The 25,591-nt window shown below is 62.2% G+C and carries 21 protein-coding genes and 1 pseudogene; 15 read left to right on the top strand and 7 right to left on the bottom strand.

Going from position 1 to position 25,591, the window contains the following annotated elements; translation table 11 throughout:
* Nucleotides 1-69 precede the first annotated feature (69 nt).
* The 3 genes from RHOSA_RS0118915 to RHOSA_RS23700 form a co-directional block, all read right to left on the bottom strand.
* Nucleotides 70-1,053 (bottom strand): NAD-dependent epimerase/dehydratase family protein, encoded by a 984-nt coding sequence (locus RHOSA_RS0118915; RefSeq protein WP_027289889.1) that lies wholly within the window; start codon nucleotides 1,051-1,053, stop codon nucleotides 70-72.
* A 204-nt stretch (nucleotides 1,054-1,257) separates the two neighbouring features.
* The gene (locus tag RHOSA_RS23705) at nucleotides 1,258-2,625 is read right to left on the bottom strand and encodes an HlyD family type I secretion periplasmic adaptor subunit (RefSeq protein WP_051432344.1); all 1,368 of its coding nucleotides are present in this window, start codon (nucleotides 2,623-2,625) and stop codon (nucleotides 1,258-1,260) included.
* Nucleotides 2,626-2,630: 5 nt separating this feature from the next.
* Nucleotides 2,631-4,481, bottom strand: a complete 1,851-nt coding sequence (locus RHOSA_RS23700) for a type I secretion system permease/ATPase (protein WP_081728848.1) — start codon at nucleotides 4,479-4,481, stop codon at nucleotides 2,631-2,633.
* Nucleotides 4,482-4,877: 396 nt separating this feature from the next.
* On the opposite strand from RHOSA_RS23700, the gene RHOSA_RS0118900 reads away from it, so the two are divergent.
* The 4 genes from RHOSA_RS0118900 to RHOSA_RS23690 all read left to right on the top strand — a co-directional run bounded on the left by RHOSA_RS0118900 (nucleotide 4,878) and on the right by RHOSA_RS23690 (nucleotide 9,802).
* Nucleotides 4,878-5,126: a ParB N-terminal domain-containing protein gene (locus RHOSA_RS0118900; RefSeq protein WP_027289888.1), complete on the top strand. Its 249-nt coding sequence runs from the start codon at nucleotides 4,878-4,880 to the stop codon at nucleotides 5,124-5,126.
* 122 nt (nucleotides 5,127-5,248) lie between these two features.
* Nucleotides 5,249-6,376: an LPS export ABC transporter permease LptF gene (gene lptF / locus RHOSA_RS23695; protein WP_051432343.1), complete on the top strand. Its 1,128-nt coding sequence runs from the start codon at nucleotides 5,249-5,251 to the stop codon at nucleotides 6,374-6,376.
* On the top strand, nucleotides 6,373-7,518 hold the full coding sequence (gene lptG, locus RHOSA_RS0118890) for an LPS export ABC transporter permease LptG (protein WP_051432342.1): 1,146 nt from the start codon (nucleotides 6,373-6,375) through the stop codon (nucleotides 7,516-7,518). Before lptF ends, lptG begins: the two co-directional genes overlap by 4 nt.
* A gap of 76 nt (nucleotides 7,519-7,594) precedes the next feature.
* Nucleotides 7,595-9,802 (top strand): LPS-assembly protein LptD, encoded by a 2,208-nt coding sequence (locus RHOSA_RS23690; protein WP_169816661.1) that lies wholly within the window; start codon nucleotides 7,595-7,597, stop codon nucleotides 9,800-9,802.
* Between the two features lie 101 nt (nucleotides 9,803-9,903).
* Here the strand turns inward: RHOSA_RS23690 and RHOSA_RS0118880 are convergent, their stop codons facing one another.
* Nucleotides 9,904-10,668 (bottom strand): glycosyltransferase family 2 protein, encoded by a 765-nt coding sequence (locus RHOSA_RS0118880; RefSeq protein ID WP_027289886.1) that lies wholly within the window; start codon nucleotides 10,666-10,668, stop codon nucleotides 9,904-9,906.
* 179 nt (nucleotides 10,669-10,847) lie between these two features.
* Between RHOSA_RS0118880 and RHOSA_RS0118875 the strand changes: the two genes are divergently transcribed.
* The 3 genes from RHOSA_RS0118875 to RHOSA_RS25320 all read left to right on the top strand — a co-directional run bounded on the left by RHOSA_RS0118875 (nucleotide 10,848) and on the right by RHOSA_RS25320 (nucleotide 13,334).
* The gene (locus tag RHOSA_RS0118875; protein ID WP_027289885.1) at nucleotides 10,848-11,762 is read left to right on the top strand and encodes an NAD(P)-dependent oxidoreductase; all 915 of its coding nucleotides are present in this window, start codon (nucleotides 10,848-10,850) and stop codon (nucleotides 11,760-11,762) included.
* Nucleotides 11,763-11,966: 204 nt separating this feature from the next.
* Nucleotides 11,967-12,671: a sulfotransferase family protein gene (locus RHOSA_RS25325; RefSeq protein WP_156092844.1), complete on the top strand. Its 705-nt coding sequence runs from the start codon at nucleotides 11,967-11,969 to the stop codon at nucleotides 12,669-12,671.
* 63 nt (nucleotides 12,672-12,734) lie between these two features.
* Nucleotides 12,735-13,334: a class I SAM-dependent methyltransferase gene (locus RHOSA_RS25320; RefSeq protein WP_027289883.1), complete on the top strand. Its 600-nt coding sequence runs from the start codon at nucleotides 12,735-12,737 to the stop codon at nucleotides 13,332-13,334.
* 108 nt (nucleotides 13,335-13,442) lie between these two features.
* Here the strand turns inward: RHOSA_RS25320 and RHOSA_RS0118855 are convergent, their stop codons facing one another.
* A complete protein-coding gene (locus tag RHOSA_RS0118855; protein WP_027289740.1) occupies nucleotides 13,443-14,825 on the bottom strand; it encodes an IS1380 family transposase in 1,383 nt (460 codons plus the stop codon).
* 88 nt (nucleotides 14,826-14,913) lie between these two features.
* On the opposite strand from RHOSA_RS0118855, the gene RHOSA_RS25315 reads away from it, so the two are divergent.
* The gene (locus RHOSA_RS25315) at nucleotides 14,914-15,189 is read left to right on the top strand and encodes an FkbM family methyltransferase (protein ID WP_156092842.1); all 276 of its coding nucleotides are present in this window, start codon (nucleotides 14,914-14,916) and stop codon (nucleotides 15,187-15,189) included.
* A 25-nt stretch (nucleotides 15,190-15,214) separates the two neighbouring features.
* Here RHOSA_RS25315 and RHOSA_RS0118845 read toward each other — a convergent pair whose 3' ends face one another.
* Nucleotides 15,215-16,135, bottom strand: coding sequence for a glycosyltransferase family protein (locus tag RHOSA_RS0118845; RefSeq protein ID WP_027289882.1), 921 nt, complete (start codon nucleotides 16,133-16,135; stop codon nucleotides 15,215-15,217).
* 63 nt (nucleotides 16,136-16,198) lie between these two features.
* The gene (locus RHOSA_RS23685) at nucleotides 16,199-17,032 is read right to left on the bottom strand and encodes a glycosyltransferase family 9 protein (RefSeq protein ID WP_169816660.1); all 834 of its coding nucleotides are present in this window, start codon (nucleotides 17,030-17,032) and stop codon (nucleotides 16,199-16,201) included.
* A 381-nt stretch (nucleotides 17,033-17,413) separates the two neighbouring features.
* Here RHOSA_RS23685 and RHOSA_RS24950 point away from each other — a divergent pair, with 381 nt between their 5' ends.
* The 7 genes and pseudogenes from RHOSA_RS24950 (at nucleotide 17,414) to RHOSA_RS0118805 (ending at nucleotide 25,484) form a co-directional block, all read left to right on the top strand.
* Nucleotides 17,414-18,436, top strand: coding sequence for a phosphotransferase (locus RHOSA_RS24950; protein ID WP_081728964.1), 1,023 nt, complete (start codon nucleotides 17,414-17,416; stop codon nucleotides 18,434-18,436).
* Between the two features lie 117 nt (nucleotides 18,437-18,553).
* Nucleotides 18,554-19,708 carry a glycosyltransferase family protein gene (locus RHOSA_RS0118825; protein WP_156092838.1) on the top strand — a complete coding sequence of 385 codons (1,155 nt, stop codon included), beginning with the start codon at nucleotides 18,554-18,556 and terminating at the stop codon, nucleotides 19,706-19,708.
* Nucleotides 19,675-20,982: an O-antigen ligase family protein gene (locus tag RHOSA_RS0118820; protein WP_027289878.1), complete on the top strand. Its 1,308-nt coding sequence runs from the start codon at nucleotides 19,675-19,677 to the stop codon at nucleotides 20,980-20,982. Before RHOSA_RS0118825 ends, RHOSA_RS0118820 begins: the two co-directional genes overlap by 34 nt.
* A gap of 143 nt (nucleotides 20,983-21,125) precedes the next feature.
* Nucleotides 21,126-22,154, top strand: coding sequence for a GumC domain-containing protein (locus RHOSA_RS0118815; RefSeq protein ID WP_027289877.1), 1,029 nt, complete (start codon nucleotides 21,126-21,128; stop codon nucleotides 22,152-22,154).
* A gap of 187 nt (nucleotides 22,155-22,341) precedes the next feature.
* A pseudogene (locus RHOSA_RS23680) lies at nucleotides 22,342-22,896 on the top strand (transposase); the annotation flags it as partial.
* A gap of 310 nt (nucleotides 22,897-23,206) precedes the next feature.
* On the top strand, nucleotides 23,207-24,292 hold the full coding sequence (locus RHOSA_RS24945) for an EpsG family protein (protein ID WP_081728845.1): 1,086 nt from the start codon (nucleotides 23,207-23,209) through the stop codon (nucleotides 24,290-24,292).
* 109 nt (nucleotides 24,293-24,401) lie between these two features.
* Nucleotides 24,402-25,484, top strand: coding sequence for an IS5 family transposase (locus tag RHOSA_RS0118805; RefSeq protein ID WP_027289866.1), 1,083 nt, complete (start codon nucleotides 24,402-24,404; stop codon nucleotides 25,482-25,484).
* The last annotated feature ends 107 nt before the right edge of the window (nucleotides 25,485-25,591 follow it).

The following is a 25,591-nucleotide window of genomic DNA, read 5'->3' as shown; positions in this document are numbered from 1 at the left end:
TTGAACTGAAACACAGGTATTCAGCTGTCTTTTGGGCTACCTAAGTCGCGGAGCCTTGCGGGTTCTTGGCTAGACCCCATGATACTCCCGGAACCACTCCACGAACTTGGGCAAGCCCTCTTCGATGGTCGTTTTGGGCTGGAAACCGAGATCGCGGATCGAGGCGTCGATGTCGGCGTAAGTGGCTGGCACGTCGCCCGGCTGCATCTCGCGCATCTCTTTCTGCGCCGTCTTGCCCACAGCCTGCTCTAGGACTTCGATGAAGTGCCGTAGGTCTTCCGAGCGGTGGTTGCCCAGGTTGTACAGCCGATGCGGGCGCGCCGGCGCGCCCGGGTCCTCGGGTGGGCTGTCCAGCGCGCCCAGAACGCCGGCGACGATGTCGTCGATATAGGTGAAGTCGCGCTTCATCTGGCCGGCGTTGAACACCTGGATCGGCCGATCCTCGAACATCGCTTTGACGAACAGATAGGCCGCCATGTCCGGTCGGCCCCATGGGCCGTAAACGGTGAAGAAGCGCAGGCCGGTCATCGGCAAGCGGTAGAGGTGGGCGTAACTCTCCGACAGCAGCTCGGCCGACCGCTTGCTGGCGGCGTAGGTCGACACCGGCTGGTTGACCGGATCGTCGACCGAGAACGGTAGCTTGGTATTGCCGCCATAGACACTGGACGAGGAGGCGTAGACCAGGTGGCGCAGGTTGGGCAGGCGCCGGGCGGCCTCCATCACCGTGACCTGGGAGTGAACGTTGGCGTCGATGTACGCCCACGGGTTTTCCAGCGAGTAGCGCACCCCCGCTTGGGCGGCGAGGTGGATCATCCGGTCCATATCCGGATAGCGGTCAACCACCTCGTTAACCGCTTCGGGGACGTGTGCGTCCGCCTTGTGAAAGGCGAACCCGTCGCGGGCCTGCAGGCGCTCCAGCCGGGCGCGTTTGAGCGCTGGATCGTAATAGTCGTTCAGGTTGTCCAGCCCGACGACCCGCTCGCCGCGGTCCAGCAGCGCGGCGGCGACGTGCGAGCCGATGAACCCGGCCGCGCCGGTGACGAGCACCGTCATGGCTGCTGGTCTCCGGTCGCGGGTTGCAAGATGGCGCGGGGGGCCGGATGCCGGTTCACAGGCGGGACGGGCATGCTGGACTTCCAGGAGGCTGTGGCGGATATGCAGGTTCCTGCAGGACGGGGTAGTTTATCCCCCCGCCGTCGTCCAGCGCGAACCGGCCATTCGAGCTAGCCCCAATGGCACGATGGTCCCGCCGCCCCGCTACTGCTCGATCAGGCCCGTCGACATGGCATCGGTGATCGGCCGGGCGAGATAGGCCAGCAGGGTCTGCTCGCCGGTCTTGATCAGCACGTCCGCCGGCATGCCGGCCTGCAGCTTCTGGTCGTCGAGCTTGTCCAGTTCTTGCGGCGGGATCTCGACCCGGGCCTGATAGAACGAGCGCGGCGGCATGCCTTGCCCCTGCGCGCGTGTGATCCGGTCGGCGGAGAGGCGGGTGACACGCCCGATCAGGCTGGGGGTCGTCCGCCCGGAAAAGGCGGTCAGGCGCACCTCGGCATCTTGGCCCTCGGCGACCACGTCGATGTCGGTCGGTTTGACCTCGACCTGCAGCACCAGGCGGTCGTCGGTCGGGATGATCTCCATGATCTCCTTACCCGGCTGGATTACGCCTCCGACGGTGTGCACGTTCAGGTTCTGCACGACCCCGTCCTGCGGCGCGCGCACCTTGGAAACGGACAGCTTGTGCGCCGCCATGACGAAGCGCTGGCGCAGTTCGGCGATCTTGTTGCGGACCTCCGTCAGGTCATTGGAGACCTGCTCGGAGAACTGCTGGCGGACTTGTTCGATCTGCAGGCGCGCCTCGCCGATCTGGGTGCGCGCCTCGGCGATCGTGGCTTCAGCCGAACCAGACTTGCCGCCCAGCTGGGCCAGTTGACGTTCCATCTTCAGGATGTTCGTGCGTGGATAGTAGCCCTTCTCATGCAGTTCGCGCAGGCCGACGAGTTCGTTGCGCATGATCTGCATCTGCTGCTCGGCGCTCTCCTTCTCGGCCTGCACACCGGCGATCCGGTCCTTGAGCTGGGTGATCTTCTCCCGGTGGATCGCCACCTTGCCGTCAAGGGACCGGCGGCGTTCAGCGAACTGTGCGCGTTCGGCGGCGAGCGCGGCTTCGATCTCACGGGCGTGTTCGGCGTTGGCGGGATTCTGGAGCTCATCGGGTAGTTGCATTTCCTCTGCGCCCGTGCGCTCGGCCTGCAGCCTGGCCTTGCGCAGCAGCGCGGCCATCAAGTTCTGACGGACCGCATCGAAGCGGGCGCGCGATTCGGTGGTGTCGAGTTCCAGAAGGACATCGTCGCGGCGCACCATGTCCCCTTCCTTAACGGCGATGCGTTTCACCACGCCACCGTCCGGGTGCTGGACCAGCTTGCGGTTGCTTTCCACCATCACCGTGCCGGGCGCGACGGCCGCGCTGTCGAGCGGGGCGGTCGCTGCCCAGGTGCCGAACGCGCCGAACGCGATCGCCACGACGATCGCGCCGATCGCGACAAACTTGCCCGCGTCCGATGGCTGGTAAGGCTTCGGACGATCGGTCTCGGATTCCGGGGTCGGATTGGCTTGAATGCGGGACACGATGCTTACCTTTTGATTCGCTGAACGGACGCGGACTGGTTCTTGGCTGCCGTGGAGGCGGCCACGGTGGTATCGGCACCGCTGCCGCTTGCCGCAGCGGCCTCGGGCTGGGCCGGGCTTGCGGCTGGCTCTTGCGCGGGTGCCTTGTGCTGTCCGGCGACCACGGCTGGTCGTTTATAGGCAGCCAGGACCTCGTCGCGCGGGCCGAAGGTCTTCACCTGGCCCTGCGACAAGGCGAGGACGCTGTCGACCGACGCCAGAATCTGTAGCCGGTGCGTGATCACCACGACCGTGCGCCCCTGCGCCTTGAGCTGCGCGATTGCCTCTGCCAGGGCGGCCTCGCCCTCGGCATCGAGGTAGGCGTTCGGCTCGTCCAGCAGGATTACGCGCGCGTCGCCGTAAACCGCGCGCGCCAGGGCCACGCGCTGGCGCTGACCGCCGGAGAGCGCATGTCCGCCAGCACCGATCTGGGTGTCGTAGCCATCGGGCAGGTGCAGGATCATCTCGTGCACCCCGGCCAGCTTGGCCGCGCGTACCACTGCTTCGGGGTCGACTTCGCCCAGCCGGGCGATGTTCTCGGCCACGCTGGCGTCGAACAGCTCAACGTCCTGTGGCAGGTAGCCGATGTAGTCGCCGAGCCGTTCCGGGTCCCAGTCGTTGATGTTGGCGGCATCCAGACGTACCGCGCCATCCGCGGCCGGCCAGACGCCCATCAGGGCGCGCGCCAGGCTGGACTTGCCGGCGCCGGAGGCGCCGATCATGCCCATCGCCTCGCCCCGGCGCAGGTGGAAATTGACCCCCTTGAGCGCCGGAGTCCGGCTACCCGGCGGGACCACCGCGAGCTTTTCCACCGTGACCTCTCCCTGCGGGGCGGGTAGAGGCATCGGCTTACGCACCTCGTCGCGCGCCAGCAGCGCGTCGTTGAGGCGGCGGTAGGCAGTGCGAGCGTTGACGAAGCCGCGCCATTGGCCGACCGCTTGCTCCACGGGCGCGAGCGCACGACCCATGATGATCGACGCGGCAATCATCGTGCCGGGGGTGATCGTCCCCGCGATCGCGAGCGAGGCGCCAACCGCGAGCATCGCCACCTGCAGGACCATACGAACGGTCTTGGAGCTTGAGATGATCAGGCCGCCGCGGTCGCTTGCTCGCGCCTGCTCGCCGATCGCGTGCGCGTGTTGGTGCGACCAGCGCGACAAGATACCGGGTTGCATGCCCATCGCGTGCACGGCTTCGGCGTTGCGCAGACTGGTCTGAACGAACCCGTTGGCGGCGTGACCCGCCTTGTAGGATTCCGACAGGGGTTTGCGCGTGACCAGCTCGTTCGCAAGTGCGAGCCCCAGGATGACCAGCGCACCGGTCAGGGCGACCAGACCCAACAGCGGGTGGAACAGGAAGACCACGGCCAGGAACAATGGCACCCAAGGGGCGTCGAAGAAGGCGATCAGCCCCGCACCGGTCAGGAATTCGCGTAGGCTGTCGAGATCGCGCAGCGCCTGCGCCGATCCACCCTCGCCGCTGCGGGTGTTGGCGAACACGCTGTCGAACACCTTGTCCTTCAGCGTTCGGTCAAGCTTGCCGCCGATTCGCACCAGGATGCGCGAGCGCATCAGTTCCAGGGCGCCGAACACCGCCAGCATCCCGAGCGCGATCATGGTGAGCATGATCAGCGTCATCTCGTTGCGGCTGGTCAGCACGCGGTCGTAGACCTGCAGCATGTAGAGCGGCCCGACGAACATCAGCAAATTGATAAAAAAGCTGAATACGCCGGTAGCCACAAAAGTGCCGCGCACGCTGGCAAACGCGGCGGTCAGCTGCTCCGACCGTTTCCGGGGACCGGCTGCTAACTGGGACACAGGGGATCTCCAAAGGTCTCTGCTGTGACAGGCGGTCCGAACCGCCCGGTGGATGCCTCGCCCGGGGTAGGCCTCCGGTATGAGCAACGCCAGACTAGGGGAGGCTTGGTTAACAAAATCTGTTAACACTTAACTGGAAACCAGGTTTTCCACAGCGGCTCTCAGGCGTTCTTAGGCGCGGTTATCCTGGCTTTGCGGGATTTGGTGTCTGGCGCAAAGGCGTGGGATCTGCTGTGGCCATTGTGTGACGCGCCTTATTGGTCTGGTGCGCCCGCGTGTCGTCCCGCCCGTTTGTACACGTTAGGCGGGCTGATGCTGGACGGGATGGTCTTTCCACCGCACAGTGATCCACGAGGAAGCGCCCGGCGGCGTGTGGCAGAGAAGAGAGTGAGGCTCATGCAGCGGACCATCCGCGTTCCGATTGCCGACGTCTATGTTCCGGCCAAGCGGCGCAAAACGCTCGACGACGCCCGGATCGAGGCTCTGGCAGAGGAAATCCTGCAGGACGGTATGAAGACTCCGATCATGGTCCGCGCCGACAAGGCCCGCTGGGTGTTGGTCGAAGGTCTGCACCGGCTGGAGGCACAACGCGCATTGGGTGAAAGCGAGATTGAGGCGTTCCACGTACAGCCGCGCCAGCATTAGCATGGATGTGCCGGCCGACGTCCTAGTGCTGGACGTTTCGGCAGGCGAAAGGCTAAGAGGGGGCAACCGTGACGCCGCAGGCGCCGGGGCTTCATCACACTGCGCATGGCCAGCATCCATTCATGCCGGTTCTCAATCGCTATATCCTGCGTCAGCTGATCTGGGTCACTGTGTTCATCACCGTGGCGCTGACGCTGGCCGTCTGGTTATCGCAGTCGCTCCGGTTCATGGACTACATCGTCAACCGGGGCCTGCCGCTCAGCGATTTCCTGATGCTGATGAGCCTGATGCTGCCGCGGTTCTTCGGCGTAGTGCTCCCGATCGCGACTTTCGTGGCGGTGCTGTTCGTCTACAACAAGCTGGCGAACGAGAGCGAGCTGGCGGTAATGCGCGCGGCTGGACTGAGCCAGTGGCAGATCGCCAAGCCCGGGGTGATCCTGGCGATCGGGCTTACGGTGGTAGTCTATTCTGTCTCGCTTTACTTCCTGCCGGCCAGCTACCGCGAATTCAAGGACCTGCAGTACCAGATGCGGAACAGCTACGCTTCGGTGCTGCTGCAGGAAGGCGTATTTAATACGGTCGGCAAGAACATCACCGTCTACGTCCGCAACCGTACCGCGGACGGTGCGCTGCAGGACGTGATGGTGCACGATGCGCGGGAGACGCCGCCGGTGACGCTCCTGGCCGAGCGCGGGGCAATCGTGGAGACCGAGGAGGGGCCGCGGGTGCTGCTGATCGACGGCAGCCGCCAGTCGGTCGACAAGGCCGGGGGCAAGCTCTCCATGCTGTACTTCGACCGCTATACCGTCGACATCGAGCAACTGCAGCGGGCCATGACCGACCGCTGGCGCCAGCCCGAAGAGCGGTATCTGCAAAACCTGCTCTGGCCGCGCGATACCAGCGCCGACCAACGTTACGCCAACGAACTGATCGCCGAAGGGCATCGACGCCTGCAATACCCGCTCTACACACTGGCATTCGCCGGCATCGCGCTGGCGACGATCCTGGCGGGTGAGTTCTCCCGACGTGGCCAGGCCAAGCGAATCGGGCTCGGTGTGCTCGCAGTCGCCGTGCTGCAGGCCGGGCAGCTGGCGCTTGTCGACCTGACGATCGGCAATTTGGCGTTGGCGCCCGTGGGTTACCTCGTGATGCTCGCGGCGATCGCTGCCCCCTTCTATGTGCTGCTGAGTCGGCCTGGGCGGCGTACCGGCAGTCCGCGTCTGGATCAGACGGCGAGGGCGCAGCCATGACGTTGGCCGAGACGCAGCGCCGGGTGTTGCCCCGGATTGGGCGGGTCAACCTGGCGCCGACGCTGCTTTTCTATGTGGGCCGGACGTTTCTGGCGCGCTTCCTGGTCCTGTTCGCCGGGATCTGCGCGATCGTGCTGTTGATCACGACGGTCGATCAGCTTGATCAGCTCGCTTCCGCGAAGGGCACATCGGTTCTGACCGCTTTCCTGATGGCCCTGCTCAAGCTGCCGCAGCTAGCCCAGGAGATCATGGCTTTTGCCGTGCTGTTCACCGGCATGGCGACCCTCTGGCGCTTGACCCGGACGAACGAGCTGGTGGTTGCCCGGGCGGCTGGCGTCTCTGTCTGGCAGATGCTTGCGCCAGTGGTGTTGATCTCGGTCTTGATCGGAGTGGTCACGACGACCGTCTTGAATCCGGTGTCGTCGGTAATGTTGCGGCGCTTCGAGCAGCTGCAGGCGCGCTATACCGGCGACACGGGCTCGACGCTCTCGGTATCCGAGACCGGCTTGTGGCTACGCCAGGCGAATGAGAACGGTCGGGCGGTCATCCATGCTCGGCGGGTGCGCCAATCGGACATGACGTTGTTTGACGTGATCGTCTTTCGGTTCGACAACGCCAGCACTTTCACCGGTCGCATCGATGCCACCCGAGCTCAGCTTGACGATGGACGCTGGGTGCTCAGCGAGGCGTTGGTAACTGAACCCGGCGGCGAAGGTGCCCGGCGAGAAGCGCGCGTCAGCGTTCCCACTGAACTCACCGCGGATAAGATCTACCAAAGCTTCGCGCCTCCGGAGACAATCTCCTTCTGGCGCCTGCCGGAGTTCGTCCAGCTGCTGGAGAACGCAGGATTCGCGGCGGACGCACACCGGTTGCAGTTCCATCGTCTGCTCGCCAAACCGCTGTTGTTCGCGGGCATGGTGCTGTTGGCGGCGGTCTTCTCGCTGCGCCAGCATCGCCGCGGTGGCGTTGCCGTGACGATCACGTTAGGGGTTCTTACAGGATTCGCGGTTTTTGTACTGTCGAACCTTGTCTTCGCGTTCGGTCTATCGGCCACGCTGCCCGTGCCGATCGCTGCCTGGACACCATCACTGATCATCGTGATGCTTGGGGCGGCAAGCTTGCTGCATCTCGAAGACGGCTGACCGCGCGGGGGGACCGACAGACGATATGGGGCAGTGCGATCTGATGCCGGGCTGGCGGCACTGGTTGAGGGGCGGTGTGGCTGCGGCAGCCCTCTTGATAACGCTGAATCCGCCGGCGTTCGCGCAGGGGACGGCTTCGGCGCCGGGCAGCGCGGATGAAGTCCGCGAAGTCCCTGCCGTCCTGCAATCTGACGAGGTCGAATACCAGGACGATCGAGAAGTCGTGATCGCCCGCGGCAACGTCGAGATCGCGCAGGGCGAGCGGATTCTGCTCGCTGACAGGGTCAGTTACGACCTGCGCACCGATGTGATCACCGCCACCGGCAACGTCAGTCTGCTGCAACCAAGCGGCGAGGTGCTGTTCGGGGACGAGGTTCGGGTGACCGGCGACCTGCGGGAAGGCGCGATCGACGCCTTCCGGATGCTGTTGACCGACAACTCGCGCCTGGCGGCCGCGAACGCCGTACGGGTGGATGACAACCGGACGGACATGAACCGGGCCGTTTATTCACCGTGTGAGATCTGCCAGGACGATCCGGACAGCGCGCCGCTTTGGCAGGTACGTGCTTCCCGGGTGATTCACGATCAGGAAGAGCAGACCCTCTACTACCGCCACGCCCGGCTGGAACTGTTCGACGTTCCGCTGTTCTACACGCCATACTTCTCGCACCCGGATCCGACGGCCGAGCGACAGACGGGGCTGCTGGCACCGACGATGGGCTATTCGTCGTCGCTGGGCGCGATGGTTCAGCCGCGCTACTACGTGGTCTTGTCGGACCAGGCCGACTTTACCTTTTCGCCCATACTCACGAGCGATGCCGGACAGGTGGCGGAGGGCACTTACCGTCGGCGTACCCGCGCCGGGCGTTTCGTGGTGACAGGGTCGATCACCCAGGCGACCAACCTGGATTCAGCCGACGATACGACCGCCAACCTGAGGTTCGACGATCCGACCGTCGAGGAGGGCGATCTTCGTGGCCATATCGATACCACCGGCCAGTTCGACATCGACCAAAACTGGCGCTGGGGGTGGGATGCCAGGTGGGTCAGCGACGATGCCTACCTCGAGCGCTATGGCTACGAGTTCGACGACCCGCTGCAAAGCGAACTGTACGCCGAGCGGTTCGAGGGGCGGAACTACTTCGTCGCCGAGGCGATGACGTTCCAGGGCTTGCGGCGCCAGGGGGACGATGCGCAGCAGCCGATCATCTTGCCGAACGCGGAATACCATTACATCAGCGACCCCAATTTCATGGGCGGTCAGCTGTTTGGTGAACTCGGCACGCTCAACCTGATGCGCACGGAAGGCCGGGACACCCGACGTGTCTCCGGGACGCTTGGGTGGGAGCGCAACTTCGTCGAGCGGCTCGGAGGCCGCGTCAGCCTGAAGGGGTTGGCCAACGTCGATGCCTACAACTATAACGATACCGTCGACGGACAAGACGTCATCGATCAGGGGGACGAGAGCGGTCAAGCGGCGCGTGTGTTCCCGCAGGTGGCCGTGGAATACGCCTATCCGCTGACGCGCAGCAGCTGGCTCGGCACCGAGGTTCTGCGCCCACGTACGCAGCTGGTTCTCGGCCCGAATGGCGGTAACAGTTCGCGGATTCCCAACGAGACCAGCCGGAATTTCGAGTTCACGGCGGGCAACCTGTTTGCGCTCGACCGAATCCCTGGACGCGACCGGGTCAGTTCCGGTCAGCGGGTCGATTACGGTCTTGAATACGTCTATACGACCCCGGAAGGCGGGGGCACGGCCTCGGCCTTGATCGGGCAGAGCTACCGCATCAACAGCGACAGCGCACTCCCGGACTCGGTCGGTGGGGACGAGGAGTTCTCCGATATCGTGGGGCGCGTGAGTCTCTCTCCGGTGCGCTATGCGTCAGCCAGTTACGACTTCCGGATCGACGATAGTACCGGGGATATGAGCCTTTCCGAATACTCGATCACGTTGGGGTCACCCACGCTGAGGGTCGGCGTCGACTATACCTACGTTGAAGAGCAGCAGTCCGAGCTATCGAGCTTCAGTGAACGGGAGCAGCTGACACTACGAATCAACTCCCGGGTGTCTCGCTACTGGTCCGTGGGCGCCAGGCATCGTCAGAACCTCCGCGACAAGGAACCGCTCGATACCGAGATCGGGATTGGCTATCAGGACGAGTGCTTCCTGTTCCGCTTTTCGGCCAGTCGCGACTACGCCAACAGCGACGAAGCCGATGACGATACGACCTTCATGGTGACCATCGGGCTCAAGAACCTGGGCGCTTTCGGCGGTGGTCAGTAGCGAGGCCACCGATGGAGGGCTGTGCTGAGCAACATCATCGCGTTGCTCATTGCGCCTGAACTTAGTGGGGCGATGCCTGCGCGTATGGGGCGATTGGCAGGCTACTGATCGTATTTCGCCTTCAGATACGACAGAATCGGATAGAGGGCAGCACAAATGGCGATCACGAAACCGATCCCGCCTTCCTGATAGCCCTTACGTGCAACGAAGCACTTCCAGAAGCGCGAGACGATGCGGCGGTAGTTGTCTAACGCCGTGCCGAAGTCGCCGGCGTCTCGCAGATCGGCGGCGTGCCGGTCGGAATAGCGGTTGAGTCGTCCGATCAGATCCGTGATGCCGTCGAACCCGTAATGCGCGATTGGGGCCGTCAGCGGTGGGCCCTCATGCGCCCCTTCTTTGAACATCAAGCTGGGATGGACGCGTTGGTTGCCCCAGGTCTTGATGCCTTTCCGGAACAGTCCCGGATGAGACCGCCGGCCGAAGGACGCTCCCCAGCCATTGCGCACCAGCCGCTCGCCGACGTAGTTGTCGATTCGCACGCGATGGTAGTCGAACTGCGAGCTCTGGATGGTTTGCCGGACCTCGCGGCCAAGCGTCTCCGGGACACGCTCGTCGGCATCGACTTCCAGAATCCAGTCGCCCGCGCATGCCTGGATTCCTTCATTGCGTCGATCACCCTGAACCTCCCACGCGCCTTCCAGCAGGGTGGCGCCCGCTGTCTGCGCGATCTCTTTGGATCGGTCGGTGCAGCGGTCGAGCACAACGAGAACCTCGTCGGCAAAGCCAAGGGTGGCCAAGCAGTCGGGCAGATCGGCTTCTTCGTTGTGTGCGACGACAAGACAGGAAAGGCGTGGGGACTCGATCATGGTGTAGCGCGGTAGCGGAAACGTGGCGTCGAATCAATCGGGGAAATGGATCGGCGACAGCTGGCATCACCGCCTTTCAAGCCGGATGAGGCCCGCCTATCGCACCGACGTCTGCCGTGGCTAGACTAGCTGCTGTATCCTGCCGCTTCTGAGCGACTGGTGAAAAGGGAGCTTCCTGTATGACACGCATTGCCTTTCTCGGCGTCGGCCTGATGGGCGCGCCGATGGCGAGCAATCTTTTGGCCGCCGGGTTTGAGGTCACTGTCTGGAACCGTACGCCAGCCAAAGCGCAGCCGTTGGTGGCGCAAGGCGCGCAGTTGGCGGACACCCCAGCCGCAGCGGTCGCACAGGCCGATGTAGCCGTGGCGATGCTGTCCGACGGGCCCGCGGTTGACGACCTCCTGGAAGGGCAGGGCGTTGCCAACGGGTTGCCGGAGGGCGCGTTGTTCATTGACTGCTCGTCGATCCCGCCGGCGACCGCGCGTCAGCATGCCGAACGGCTTGCCGCGCATAAGGTCGGCTATCTGGATGCGCCCGTGTCCGGCGGCCCGTCCGGGGCGGAAAGCGCGAGCCTGGCGATCATGGTCGGTGGCAGCGAGGTGGATTATGCCCGGGGTGAACCGATTCTGGCGACGATGGGCACCCCCACGCGCGTCGGCTCTGTCGGTGCGGGCCAGACGGCCAAGCTCGCCAATCAGGTGATCGTCGGGCTGACGATCGGCGCGGTTGCTGAAGGGCTGCTCCTGGCCGAGCAGGGCGGGGCCGACCCGGCCAAGGTGAAACAGGCTCTGACTGGTGGGTTCGCCGACAGCAAAATCCTGCAGATTCACGGCCAGCGTATGCTCGAGCGTACCTTCATCCCGGGCGGGGCCGTCAGTGTGCATCTGAAGGACATGGCGACCATCCTGGATGCTGCGCGGGATGCGCGCCTGACTCTCCCGTTGTCGCAGACGGTGCATGACCTGTTTCGCGATCTGGCTGAGCGTGGCGGTGACGGTTATGACCACAGCGCCCTGCTGCTGGAACTGGAACAGCGCAACGCCCCGGCGCGCCTGGGCGACAAGCCCGACCGCCTGCCGGCGAACGACGGCTAGGTCCGTTCTACGACCAGAGCGGCGCACTATCTCAAGCCCTGAAGCGTCAGAAGCTCGGGACACAATCAGGCTTAGCTGCTGGGTGCCGGTTAACGCGTCTGTCGGCGGAGTGTTTTGGCCCGCAGCCAGTGGTCTGGTGCGGACCGCTGTGCTATCGCTCCGCACGGATATAGGCTGCTACTCTTCCTCAGGTTTTCGCACGTCATGACGGCACCATCACATCTGTTGATCCTCGGCGTATCCCGCGGCGGCACCACGCTACTTGCGACCGCGCTGGGGGCGCATCCGCGTATTGCGTGTTTGGATGAAGATTTGACAGGCGCGTTTAACCGCGTCGTCGGCGACAAGATCCGCGGCTTGAAGCTCTGTGTCCCCAACCACGTTGAGTTGCATCGCAGATGGACGCCCTGGTGCGCGCCCGGGTTGTGGTTTGGCGCAACCAGGAAGTCTTTGACGATGAACAAGGTCCCCAAAAGTCGGCTATCGATCGCCGATCTGGCGGGGTTCGGAGATACGCAGTGTGTCGCCGTTTTGCGCGACCCGCGTGCGGTGGTGGGCGCCATCGGGCGCCGCGAGAACCGCTCCAGTCGGGTTGCGGCGTATCGTTGGCATCGCTCCGTAGACGTCGCGGACGGTTTATCGAGTTTACCGGGGCGTCCCCCTCTAATCGTTGATTTCGATCGCCTCGTGCAGAATCCGGAGACGGTCCTGCGCGGCTTATGCAGCGGTATGGACCTTGAGTTCACGGACGCGCTTTTGAATGCCCCCAGCCTCAACCGGCGCTATCCCGGATCCGGGTTCGACGCGAGCCGTGCCGGTGCGGCAGGTAGCGAGGACGTAGATGTCTCCGAATGGCTTTCGGAGACAACACTCTCGACCTATCGACGCTTGAAGGCACAAAGCCTGTGAACGACGCCACCTCCTTGGAACCGAATTTTGTAACCCATCGTAGATACGCAGGGGGGATGGCGTATGACTGGTCTATTTAAGCGTTTGCGGCGTTTCCCGCGCCGCTGGAAGGATTCACTGGAAGGCAGCCGTTATACCGCTGTCCAGAACCTGCAGAACCGCTTTAAAGGCCACAGTATCCATCTCGGCTACGCGGATGGGGCTTATCATGTTCGCGACGGTGACAATCTTCTTTATTTTCCGGTCAAGACACGGTCACGAAAGTACGGGCGGGGGATAGCCCATCGCCTGAACCAGTTGGCCCAGCAGTACTTTCTGCCTGACATTCCTTTGTCTGCCGGCGATCGTGTGATCGACTGTGGCGCGAACATCGGTGAAATCGGACGTTACCTGCTCGATCGGGAGCCAGGTCTGGAATACTGTGCATTTGAGCCGGCACCTGCCGAGTACAGTTGCCTGGTGCGCAACCTTCCTCATGCAGATGTGCGGCGTGAAGGCCTGTGGAACGCTGATGGAAACCTGAAGTTTTACCTCAAGTCTGTCACCGCCGATTCTTCCTTAATCGAGATCGATGACTATGACGAGATCGTGGATGTTAGCCCGCTTTTCTCACCAGGGCTTCTGAGCCGTCGTCGTGGGGTGCAGTCGACGGTTGCTGTGTGATCCAGAGCGACGCAGGCATGCCTGATCCTTGCGCCGCGTGGGCGCTACCAGGTCAGTTCGGGTCCAGCGTTGTTGATTGGCGGGTGACGGTAGCGCGGGTCGCGCGGATCAACGGCACAATCGGGCGTGCGCCAGGGCGAACTCCTCAGCATAGGGGCAGGCGGAGGCCATGGCGACGCGGATGCGACGAACGGTGACCGTTACCTGCGCGCCGATCTTCATGAGCTTCAGGCGCAGCGACCCGCAGGTCGCCTTCTCCAGCTGGGTGTGCGCGAGTGCGATCCGGCGCAGGGCCGCGAGCAGGACGTAGGCGATCGACGCGAACCATAGGCGGAGCTGGTTGGCCTTCATGGTCGCCGCGCTGGTGCGGTCGGCGAACATATCCAGCTGACATTCCTTGATCCGGTTCTCCATCTCGCCGCGCGCACAGTAGACCCGCTCGTAGAGCGTCCGGGCATCGACCTCTTTCGCCGGCAGGGACGTCACGACGAACCGCGGGTTGGCGCCGTTCTCGTCGCGGTTCGGCATCCACTCGGCCTTGGCTACCACTCGCCGGCGCCGGGTCCAGCTGTTCAGCGTGGTCCAGCGGAAGTCGGCAAACCGGCGGGCCGGCTTACCGGTCCGCTCCGCCTCATCCTCGGCCCAGGCCAGATCGATGTGGATCTGGTCGACCAGCCTGGCGTTGCGTGCGAGACCGAACAGGAAGTCGACCTTGTTTGTTTCGCACCACGCCATCAGCGCCTCGCGCGTAAACCCGCTGTCACCGCGCAGCAGGATCTTGACCTTAGGCCAGCGCTGGCGGATGCGGCTGACGATACGCGACATCTCCTCGACCGAACCCGCGCTGGCGTCGATGTTGGACCGGCGCAGCTTCGCCGCTATGAGGTGCTCGCCGCAGAACACGTAGAGCGGCAGGTAGCAGTAACAGTCGTAGTAGCCGTGAAAGAACCGTCCTTCCTGGCGGCCGTGGATCGGGTCGTCCGTGGCGTCCAGGTCGAGCGTGATGCGTGCCGGAGGCTTGGCGTGCGCGTCCAGGAAGAGATCGACGAACAGGTGTTCGATCGCGTCCGGATCGTGGGCGATCTTGCGGTACCGGTCGCCGTCGACCGGGGCGTGCTCCAGCCGGTTCAGCGTGCTTTTGCCGGCCAGCGGCGCGCAGCGGGCCCGGCGCGCCTCCAGCCTGCCGAGAACGGGCCCGAGCACCGGGTCACGGCGCAGGTCGTCGTGATCGTTCAGATCCTCGTAGCCGAGCGCGATGCCGAACACGCGCTGGCCGACCAGGGTGCGGACATCATGAACGACGCGACCTGCTGTCCGGCCATCCGTGAAGCAGGCGGCGAACCGGTCAACCAGGTTGATCGCCTTGTCGGTCGCGCCCAGCAGCAGCGCGCCGGCGTCCGAGGTGATCGCCCCACCGCCAAAATCCGCCACCAACTCGCGGCGATCGAGGCGTGCGAAAAGCATAGAGTCCGGGTTACACTGTGTCGGCATCGGGGGCTCCGCTGAGATCGGGTTAAGTGTCTGTTGGCGCTTACACTTTCGCCGATTTCAGACCCCGATGCACCTTCCTTCGTGAGAGATCCGGGTTAGTTGCCGTCGTCTGGATGACGCGATCACTCCCGGTCCCATCAAATTGTTGAAGGTCGAAGCGGAAGGTGCCGAACCTGAGGTCCTTGAGGGGGCAGGTCGTCTGCTGCATTCCTGTGCCTATATCGTCGTCGATGCCGGGCCAGAACGTGGCTTGGCGAAAGAAGAGACAGCTCCGGCTGTGATCAACTATCTTGTTGCGCGCGGTTTTCGCCTAATTCGCATGTCGCACAGCCGTATCGTGTTGCTGTTTCAACGTGCTGATTAGCAGCAACTCCAGCGCAGGGTACGTCTTACGTCGGTTCCGCCGTCGCCGCGAGGGGCGTGCCCCAGACGTCGACCGGCGCTGGGCTGCCATCAAGGCTCTTGATGGTGTGCTGGGCGTATTTGGACTGACCCAGCACGTGAACGATGTGGATCGGTTCGTAAGGAACGGCGGGGGTTACGAGTTGTGCGCGTTCCGGGTCCCAGGCGGGCAGGCGAAGATCGCAGATCCAGTTGAAGGTGGCCGGCAAGGGCGACACGCTGATCTGGCCTGTGTGGATGGCGTAATTGATCGGTGCTTGGTCGCTCAAGTCGCGTGGTCGGCGGATCCGGGCCGTGCGGTAGGCTTGTTCCCAGACCGACCACACCGGTGAGTCGCCGCGTCCCGCGAAAACGCCGGCGTTGTAAGTCGGTTTGAACAAAGCAGCGTTTGCCACAGCCCGTGAATAGCGCCGCCGTAGCTGGGTCCGCCCCCAACTCGTGATGCGACGGGCACGGCCGCGGAGCAGGGGAACGTTAAACGTGCGGACCTTGCCGCGTGAGACCGCGTCTGGATAGCAGGGATGGATTTGCGGGGCGATTGCGAGGTCGGCCGCTTGTGCGCCTGCAACCAGGGTAGGGATCGCGCGCTCGGTCTGTACCCAGGCGTCCGCGTCGATCCACACGATCGTTTCCGCGTCAGGCAGGTATTTCGGCAGGAACGGCGATACGGTGAATGCTTTCTTGTGTTCCGGCAGGTTGGGCGTGAACGGCCAAACGATGTCCCAATCGACCTGGATGAACGACTCTACCTTGTCCGACAACGCGGCGCGCTGGTCTGCGCGCAGGCCAAGGTCGATCACCCGGATACTGACATGGTCAGGGTCCACGCGGGCGGCGACGGACTCGACCATGGTTTGCAGCATCGAGAAGAAATTCTGGTCGGCGGCCGTGACAACGACAGTATTCACGTTGGCGAGCCTCTCTAGAGGTCTGGATATCGGACCGAGGGTGTCATGCTTCCCTTGGCCGCGTCACTCTTGATGCGTTGCTGCGCCCGTTTCCACAGTGGAGGCGGTCTCGTCGAGTAACGCATGAGCAGCGTGTTCGACGGTATCCACGGTGAGATTGGTCATCTGGGTCCCGGCCGTTTTATATTGGAACCCTGGTTGTCCGACGAGTTCCTGGTAACTCTCGGGCGTACGCACCACGCGGCTATGGCGGCTCCAGGGCCCGTAGACGACATCTTTCGTAGGCCCGAAGAGTCCAAGCACCGGCGTTCCCGCCGCTGCTGCTAAATGCATAAGCCCAGAATCGTTGCCGATGAACAGTCGGCACCGCTGCAAAGCGGCGGCCGTCGTAGGCAGGCTCAGACCGACGCCGGCACGCAATTGTTCGCTTGGGACCGCGTCGATCACCGGTTGGGCCTGATCGATCTCATTTGGGCCTCCAGTCACAAAGACACTGGCGCCGGCCAGTGCGCCACCGGGGGCGATCAGCCGTTGCACAAGCTCGGCAAAGCGTTCCGGGGGCCAGACCTTTCCGGGCCAGTTCGCGGTTGGCCCCACCGCCAAAACCGGCCGTGCGCTTCCGATCAGCCTATCGGCCTCTGTTTGATCCTGGGGCGAGGTCCAGACCGTCGGTGCCGGCGGCGGTTGCGCATCCAACGTACGGGCCAGCGTGAGAACGCGGTGCTCGTTGGCCTCGGCTTTGGATGGCGTCGCGCGGTGCTTCGCCCATAGCAGCCAAGGCAGGGCCGAACGTCGCAGGTCGACGACCGCGGTCCAACGACGCAGAACCAGGCGACGCCACAGGGCCGCCCAGTGGCGGTTGTAGCGTTGTTTGCGGATGACGATCAGCTCTTCCAACCGCGGATGCGCTTGGAACAGAGCCGCACTCGCGGGTCCGCAACACACCGTCACGCGTGCCGACGGGTAGCGGCGGGTAAGTTCGTCGAGTAACCCGCTAGACAAAATACAGTCGCCGACCCGACTGTATGTAATGAAAAGAATGCGTTGCATCTCTGTCTACGGCGCTTTCTCAAGCGGTAGGAAGGGTGGGCGCGCGCCCGGCGACTTATACCGGATGGACGGAATGCGCAAGCGAAGCGGCGCCGGCGTGTTCGCTTCCGGGCCCAGCCACTGGGTAGGTTGCTCCCGTGAGCCAGGTCCGGTACTCGCGGACACATCACTTCGTCGCGAACGTGCGCGTGAGCGGGCAGCGCGTCACCGTTATGGATGGAAAGCGAAATGAACGGAGTCGACGGTCATGGTAAGGAGCGCAACGGCGGAAGCGTAGGCGCCCGCGATCCTTCCGGGTCCGATCGCATCCTGACGGCGTTGGCGTCTTGGACACCCGGCCCTGAACGCCGCTTTGTCCGGCAAGGACCATGGCTCGTTCGGCGCGGCCTGATCGCCCGGCTTGCGCTGGGCCCGTTCGTCTCCCGCAGCATTCCCGGTCTCGCCGCCGAACGGGCTCCGCGGCTCGTCGCCGGCGCGCTCAGCGGGCATGGCGTCGATCTCCGGATCGAAGCTGACGCGCTCCAGGTTGCGGCCAGCGGCGGGCGGGTTCGGACGTTCGACCTGTCCGCGGCGACTTCGAGCAAGCTTGTGGTCCGCGACAGTCGGTACGGCGCCGGAACCGAGCGAGAACTGCATGTGCGCCAATCCATCCTGCCCGGCACGGGGGTGGGGTTCCCCCCGGTCCACTGGAGTTCGGCGGACGATACCTACATCTTCTTGGTGGAAGATCTGATCCATGGGCGTCGTTTTACACCCCGTCGGGATGCGCGTTTGATCGCATCCGGGTTGGTCGAGCCGTTGATGCAACTGGCCGAGGCACAAGAGACGCGTCGGGTGCCCTTGACCGAGGCCCTGGGGGTGAAGGTGGCGGCCGCCATCGCTGGCGACGCCCGACCCGACCCGATCCTGGAACGCGCGCGTGCCCTCGTGCAGGCCAATCCAAGTGTCGTGACGATCTTCGGTCACGGGGACCTGTTACCCTCCAACATCGCCGTGTCGCGCACCGGGCTCGTCCTGCTCGATTGGGAAACGGCCGGAGAGATGCTGGTTGGCTACGACCTGCTTCGGCTTTGGCTGAAATACCCGAGGATAAAGGCGCTGCAGACAGGGGCCCGGAAGATGGTAGCGCGTTTTCAAACCAGCGACCTCAGCCTCGCTGACACGGTGGCGCTGCGGCTTGCGCAAGTCCTGGCTGGCACCGAACGGAATGTTCGGCCTGTTGCGCGCCAGAGCTGGCAGGCGATGGACTGATCCCGGGATGGCCCTGCCGGCCATGCATGGGCCGACAGCGCGTTTGCTTGCAAATACGGGGCGTGATGGTCTTCGCAGGCATGGTGTTCAGCTTGGCGCTCGTGTCGCATCGGAGGCGTGACCGCGAGCCCCGACAGCGTGTGGCGGAGCGACAGGGCGTGTGCTATACGCCCGCCGAGTCTGATGCATGTAGGGATTACCGCTTCGATGAAGGTGCTTCTCGTCGGCGATGTCTTTGGCGCCGACCGCGGCGATCATTTTTTCATGACCAAGCAAAAGTTCTTGGCGGGGTTCGTCCGGAACGGACATGCGGTGCACGTTTTCAATGATCGGCAGGAAGCACGCTATGCCACGATCATGCACAGCCGTAAATTCGGCCGGAAGCCAGCCAATCAGGCACTGGTCGAAACGGCGCGTAACTTTCAGCCCGACCTGATTTTCCTCGGGCATTGCGAGATTATCGGCAATGATACGCTTGATGAGATTCGGCGACTGCTCCCGGACGTGCGTATCGCGTATAACAACGTAGATCCGATCCACGACTTCAAACATGACAACCACACGCGGATCATGAACCGCACGAACAGCGTGGATGCGATCTTCAGCACGACCGCGGGCGAGAAGCTGCGCAAGTTCGCCGGCGGCCGGGCTGCGGTTCACCACGTACCAAACCCGGTCGATCCGTCCGTCGAAGTGCTGCGCCAGGACGAACAGCCGGTCGACGCTCTGCCCGTCGATGTGTTCTTCGCCTTCATGGGGCGCCAATCCGTGCGCGACCCGGAAACCGGCGAGGACATCCGGGTCGCCGTCGCGACGCGCTTGAAGGAACGGCTGCTGGATGTGCGGTTCGAGGTGCGCGGCTTGGATTATCCCCCGGTACGGGGGCAACGCTACATGGACGCGATCGCCCGATCCCGCATGGGCCTCAACCTGAGCCGGATCAGCCATCACTATCTGTACTCCAGTGACCGGATGGCGCACTACGCCGGCTGCGGCCTCCTGACGTTCGTCAACCGTGCCACGAGCTTCGGCGAGTTGTTTGGGGAAGACGAACTCGCGTTCTACGATGACGAGGACGAGCTCGCGCAGCGGATCCAGTGGTTCTGCGAAAACGACGATGCGCGTCGACGGGTGGCAGCGGCCGGGCGTCAGCGCATCCACCAACTGTTCAACGTCAGCCGGCTGGCCCGCTACGTGAGCGAAGCGACGTTCGGCATGCCCTACACGGAAGACTATGAATGGCCGACCGAACCGGCAAAACCGCTGACATGAGCGCGAAACCAAGCGTGCTGCGCGCGCGTGCCTGGCAAGTCCGGGATGCCATCCGCCGGGCTGTGCACGGCGACCTTGAGGTGCTGGACCGCTATTTCGCCGTCGTGCTTCCGGTCGTTTTCGCGGCGTTCTACGTGCTGGACAAGGGTCCCCATCGCAATCTGTTCTACCTGTTTGCCCTGCTGCCGATGCTGCTGTACCTGCGCCGGCGGGTTTTGGTGGCCGTGGCGGGGGCCTGGACATGGCGGCTCGGCATGGCTCTTTGCGTGCTTTGGGCCGTCAGTGTGGCGTGGTCCGCAACGCTGACGCTCGAGAGCGCGTTCGACGCCATCCGCACCGCTGGCGCGCTCGCCCTGTTCCTCACCGCCTGTACCATGCTCGCGGTGCGGGACCGGTTTCCCGAGGTGCGGATCACGTATGCCGTGGTTTTCACGGCCGCTATCTGTGCGGTTGTGACCTTCGTGCTCGTCGCCGTTCCAGGGGCTGGCTACTCGGCGGCCGGGCGTCTGGAAGGACTCGGCTGGGCCGATCACGCCGGCAATGGGGCGGATATCTACGGTTTCGCCGCTGTGGTGGCGATGGTTTTAGCCATCGAGACCCGTTCCCGCCTGACGGCATCTGCAGCTTGGGGCGCATTCGCGGTTTGCGTGGTCTACCTTCTGCTCGCCGAGAGTCGGGCGCCGGCCCTTGGGCTGCTCGTGGCCGCAGTTGCGCTCGGTGCTACCAAGAGCCTACGCATTGTGATCGGCCTTCTCGGTGTGGCCGCCATCGCCAGTGCGGCCGTTCAAATCGGCGGCCTTGTCGACTTCGCAGACTGGATCGCCAGGGGGCCGGCTAACCGGCTCGAACTTTGGGCCGATGCGATCCGGCGGATTCCGGATCATCTTATCCTGGGTGCTGGAGGTGCGGACACGCGAGGTTTTGTCGGCGACGGCAAAACCTTGAACTCGCCGCACAACGGCTTTATCGGAATATTCTACTACGTTGGGTTCGTAGGCGGTGGCCTTTTTGTCGGACTCTGCACGTATGTCGCCTGGCAGGCAGCACGCGACGCGACACGGGGCGGATCGGGTCTAGCTTTGGCAATCCTGACTTTTGGCCTGACGGTCGTTCTGTTTCATACGAAGACGGTAGTGGTGATGCTCAACCGTGACTGGTTGATCTTCTGGCTTCCGGTGATCATCGTTTCAGCCATTAGCGCGCGCCAATGGGCACTTCCTGAAAAGGCCTCGGCCCGTACCAGTGCCGTGACGTTTTCCGGAGAGGCCCTCTGATGTCGCATCAAGATCCCACCACGTGGTCGGCTGCTTTCGAATTAGCCGGCTTGCCGAAATTCTGCCTATCTGCGAGTTAGGAGCGGCCTATGGCCAATGACAGTGGTGCCCAGGATCCCAGGAGAGCCGGAGCAGAGCCGCGTATGGCTGATGATGAGATTTCTCTGTTTGATGTTTGGAACGTCCTGGTGCGCCGTCGCTGGATTGTTCTGACGGTTTTCGCTCTTGCGCTCGTAACCAGTGTGATCGTCGTCGTCATGCGCCCGACGACTTATCGTCTTTCACAAACGATCGAGATTGGGGACGTAGAGGTCGGCCCAGTTTCGGATTTGAATAATTTATTAGGTAGATTGCAAGAGGAAGAGCGTGTGGCGAACGAACTCGAAAATCTTTATATACCTGCGGTCCAGGGCGAACTCACTGAGAGCAACGAGTTACAAACAAATCTGGACCCGTCTATCTCGGCACAGGCTGTAGATAATACCCGGCTGGTTCGTATGAACGTGGAAGTTTCGGAGCCGTATGTCAGCGCCTATGAGCAGCTGATGTCGAATGCGACTGACCGACTAATCGCTGCGCATGATGCGGCTCAAGAAAGCGTCCGTCACCGTTTGCAGTATTTGGTGGTCGAGGCGCAAAATGAGGCCGCGAACATCCGAGATCTTCTTGAGACGCGACAAAATGAATTTAATCGGGTTTCGGTCGAAGAGGTGCTGATTGAAGAAGAAATAGAGGATATCCAGGAACTTATTAAGCGCACCGATGCGGCTCGACTGGAAGTGTTCGGGGGGCAGCCGAACGTCTCACAGGCTATGTCTATTATGCTCATCGCCAATGAATTGCGTCGAGCCAGGCAGGATTTGAGCGCCTTGCGCAAACGGCGGAAGATCGCGTTACCAGCGCAACGTGATGAAATTCAGGACGAGATCGCGTCGTTGGAGCGCCGTCTGGAGGTTGCCGAAGGTAAGGCTGAGGTCCTGGAAACTCGTATGGCCGAGTTCACCGGAACAAGCGTGGTGGTGCCGCTTAAGCGTAGTGACAAACCAACGGGTACACCGTGGCCCGTAATTTGCGTGTTGGGGGGCATTCTTGGCTTGGTCGCCGGGATACTAGCTGCATTTTTCGCCGAGTTCGTATCCGCAGCGCGAGCCTACCGCCCGGCGCGTAGCTAGGGATACAAGGGGAGTTGCAGACCCCCTGTCTCATGGCGAATCTGCGCCCGGATTTCGGACCTGTCGATCAACCAAATCTCGGCTCCGTAGGCCTCAAGGCAGGCATGCCGGCCCTTGGGTGCGCGCCAGCTCAGGCTGGGTTTTCTGGCCGATGGCGCTGTGCGGGCGGAAATTCGGACACCTCCGGAAGCCCGCAAAGGCGCGGCAGAAGGACGTCGATGCGCGCTGGACGGTGAAGGTCTCCAAGGCCAAGCCAGCCGAGGACGGCACGCCGCGGATCGACATCGCGATCCCGACCTTTGGCTATAAGTCGCACATCTCCATGGACCGCCGGCACGGCATCATCCGCCGGCAGAAGGTCACGGATGCCGCCGCGCATGACGGCGCCCGCTTGCGCGAGGGCCTGATCGATACGACCAACACGGCATCGGACGTCTGGGCAGACAGCGCCTACCGGTCGGTGGAGAACGAGAGCTACCTCGCCGGGATCGGCAAAGTCAGCCGGATCCATCGGCGCAAGCCGAAGGGCAAGCCCATGCCACGACAGATGGCCAAGGCCAACGCCAGGAAGTCAGCGGTGCGCGCGGCCATCGAGCATCCGTTCGCCCACCAGAAGGGGCCGATGAGGCTGGTGATCCGCACCATCGGCCTCGCCCGCGCCGAGGCCGCGATCACACTCGCCAACATGGTCTACAACATGAAGCGATGGTGCTGGCTTGACAGGCGAAGTGCGACCGCATGACGGCCGATCCTGGCAAGACGCCTGACCGTTGAACCGAAGCCGAACCAAAACCCCCGCCGACAGCGCACCCAGCACACCTACGCAGCTGCGACCATCTACGCAGCTGCGACCATCACGTCAGGCCCGGCTGGAGAGCCGGTTTCCAGAGGTGTTCACCTTACAGTGGAAATGATCGAGACGCTATGCCAGCCTGAAGGCTCCGACTAGCCGCTATCCCTCGCCGCGTTGTAGCCGCAGCTAATCGCGGCGCCATGCCAATCGCCACCTCTGTGACACCACGCCACGGCACCCAATTTAACATGAGAGCAAAATGTCTTTTTACATAGCTCTTGAAGCTACTTTGATTTTTTTTGCTGGAGCTACATTTTATTCAAGCCAGAGAAATTTCTGGATTATTTTTTTTCGCCTCACCTTTGCAATAATCGTTGTATTTAAGCTCGAAACCGGAACTGATTGGCAACTGTATGTTGGCATACATGAATCGTTAAGAGAGACGGGTGATGTGGGTGTCGACAGGTTTTTAGAGCCAGGATACATAATAATTGCGGAAATGGCTTCTTATATATTTAAAAATCCTAATGTAATATTATGGACAGCAAATATATCGATGGTAATTGCGCTTTACTATGCAGAAAAATTTATACCAAGAAGAAATGTTGGACTTTTTTATCTTATAGTATTAAACTTTCTTTTGTTTCCAGTGTTTTTTGGTGTGACTAGACAAGCATTGGCCCTGTCGCTATGCATTATAGCATTTATACTTTGGAACCAAAATAAAATAAAAACATCACTAATATTATTTTTGATGGCCCCATTATTTCAAATTTCTGCGATTTTATATATTGGGATACTGGCTGTTTGTTTCGTACCCATCCGCCGGGATCAAACTCCTTTAATTTATTTAGCAATATCAGTAATTTTAAAAATGCTGCTCATTGCATTGAATTATAGCTCATACACCGAGTATCTTGGGCGGGTTTCTATATATCTGGCACGTCCGTCAGCCCCATTTGACGCAGAAACATTTTTCCTAATTACATTCTGCATATTGTCTATTACATATACAACAGTGCAAATTCTAAATACATCATCAAAATATACGGTTTCGCTCAATTTATTACGCGCTCCGTTATTTTTTTCAATTTTCGTTATCGCTTTCATCGATATCGGAGTAATTCGTAACCGTGCTTTATACTTTTTAGTCCCGGCCCTTGTTATTGCCATGCTAAGAAATCCTTCGAACAAAATTGATTTTTCCAAGGGGGCCGTAGTTGTCGTCTCCATTATGAGCATTATATACTATATCGCTTGGCTTCACAGAGATATTGCATATATGTACATTCCATATAAGAATTATGTATTTGAGTGCTTATTAGATTTTGTAGCCTTGTTATGAGGTTCGCGCTCATCATAATCAATTCGGACACCTCCGGAAACCCGCTGGCGCGGAAGCGCTGGGCGTGATTCCATGGCTCCTGAGGCTGGATAAGGTTCAGGGGCAATGAATGGCGGGACAGCCGGGTTTCTGGGACGTCGAGGATCGCTTGCGGCAGCTATCGGCGCGTGGTGATCCGCTGGAGAAGCTCAGTGCGACCGTCGACTTCGAGCTTTTTCGCCCTGATTTGAAGGCCGCCGTTGGGCCGCGCGATGTGAGCAAGGGCGGCCGCCCGCCATTCGATATCGTGCTGAAGTTCCGGATGCTTGTGCTCCAGGCGCTTCATGGCCTGTCGCTGGACCAGACCGAGTACCTGGTGCGCGACCGGCTGAGCTGGATGCGCTTCTGCCGGCTGGGACCTGGCGACGTTGTACCGGACGCCAACACGCTCTGGGATTTCCGCGAGCTACTGATTGCCGCCGGTGCCCTCGACGCGTTGTTCGCGCGCCTGGACAAAGCGATCACGGAGGCGGGTTACCTGCCGATGTCGGGTCAGATCATCGACGCGACGCTCGTCGCCGCCCCACGCCAGCGCAACACCGACGGGGAGAAGGCCGCGATCAAGGCGGGCAAGCGCGCTCGCGAGATCTGGCCGGAGAAGCCCGCAAAGGCGCGGCAGAAGGACGTCGATGCGCGCTGGACGGTGAAGGTCTCCAAGGCCAAGCCAGCCGAGGACGGCACGCCGCGGATCGACATCGCGATCCCGACCTTTGGCTATAAGTCGCACATCTCCATGGACCGCCGGCACGGCATCATCCGCCGGCAGAAGGTCACGGATGCCGCCGCGCATGACGGCGCCCGCTTGCGCGAGGGCCTGATCGATACGACCAACACGGCATCGGACGTCTGGGCAGACAGCGCCTACCGGTCGGTGGAGAACGAGAGCTACCTCGCCGGGATCGGCAAAGTCAGCCGGATCCATCGGCGCAAGCCGAAGGGCAAGCCCATGCCACGACAGATGGCCAAGGCCAACGCCAGGAAGTCAGCGGTGCGCGCGGCCATCGAGCATCCGTTCGCCCACCAGAAGGGGCCGATGAGGCTGGTGATCCGCACCATCGGCCTCGCCCGCGCCGAGGCCGCGATCACACTCGCCAACATGGTCTACAACATGAAGCGATGGTGCTGGCTTGACAGGCGAAGTGCGACCGCATGACGGCCGATCCTGGCAAGACGCCTGACCGTTGAACCGAAGCCGAACCAAAACCCCCGCCGACAGCGCACCCAGCAAATCTACGCAGCCGCGATCATCGCATCAGGCGC

This window comes from Rhodovibrio salinarum DSM 9154 (assembly GCF_000515255.1).
In the GTDB taxonomy this organism is placed as follows: domain Bacteria; phylum Pseudomonadota; class Alphaproteobacteria; order Kiloniellales; family Rhodovibrionaceae; genus Rhodovibrio; species Rhodovibrio salinarum.
The sequence above is the reverse complement of the archived record's forward strand: the minus strand, read 5'-3'. Positions and strand labels throughout refer to the sequence as shown.

Excerpts from the sequence above, each read along its gene's own strand:
- RHOSA_RS0118915 (WP_027289889.1), bottom strand. The coding sequence starts at position 1,053 with ATGACGGTGCTCGTCACCGGCGCGGCCGGGTTCATCGGCTCGCACGTC.
- RHOSA_RS0118900 (WP_027289888.1), top strand. The coding sequence starts at position 4,878 with ATGCAGCGGACCATCCGCGTTCCGATTGCCGACGTCTATGTTCCGGCC.
- lptF (WP_051432343.1), top strand. The coding sequence starts at position 5,249 with ATGCCGGTTCTCAATCGCTATATCCTGCGTCAGCTGATCTGGGTCACT.
- lptG (WP_051432342.1), top strand. The coding sequence starts at position 6,373 with ATGACGTTGGCCGAGACGCAGCGCCGGGTGTTGCCCCGGATTGGGCGG.
- RHOSA_RS0118880 (WP_027289886.1), bottom strand. The coding sequence starts at position 10,668 with ATGATCGAGTCCCCACGCCTTTCCTGTCTTGTCGTCGCACACAACGAA.
- RHOSA_RS0118875 (WP_027289885.1), top strand. The coding sequence starts at position 10,848 with ATGACACGCATTGCCTTTCTCGGCGTCGGCCTGATGGGCGCGCCGATG.
- RHOSA_RS25325 (WP_156092844.1), top strand. The coding sequence starts at position 11,967 with ATGACGGCACCATCACATCTGTTGATCCTCGGCGTATCCCGCGGCGGC.
- RHOSA_RS25320 (WP_027289883.1), top strand. The coding sequence starts at position 12,735 with ATGACTGGTCTATTTAAGCGTTTGCGGCGTTTCCCGCGCCGCTGGAAG.
- RHOSA_RS0118855 (WP_027289740.1), bottom strand. The coding sequence starts at position 14,825 with ATGCCGACACAGTGTAACCCGGACTCTATGCTTTTCGCACGCCTCGAT.
- RHOSA_RS24950 (WP_081728964.1), top strand. The coding sequence starts at position 17,414 with ATGAACGGAGTCGACGGTCATGGTAAGGAGCGCAACGGCGGAAGCGTA.
- RHOSA_RS0118820 (WP_027289878.1), top strand. The coding sequence starts at position 19,675 with ATGGCCGACCGAACCGGCAAAACCGCTGACATGAGCGCGAAACCAAGC.
- RHOSA_RS0118815 (WP_027289877.1), top strand. The coding sequence starts at position 21,126 with ATGGCTGATGATGAGATTTCTCTGTTTGATGTTTGGAACGTCCTGGTG.
- RHOSA_RS24945 (WP_081728845.1), top strand. The coding sequence starts at position 23,207 with ATGTCTTTTTACATAGCTCTTGAAGCTACTTTGATTTTTTTTGCTGGA.
- RHOSA_RS0118805 (WP_027289866.1), top strand. The coding sequence starts at position 24,402 with ATGGCGGGACAGCCGGGTTTCTGGGACGTCGAGGATCGCTTGCGGCAG.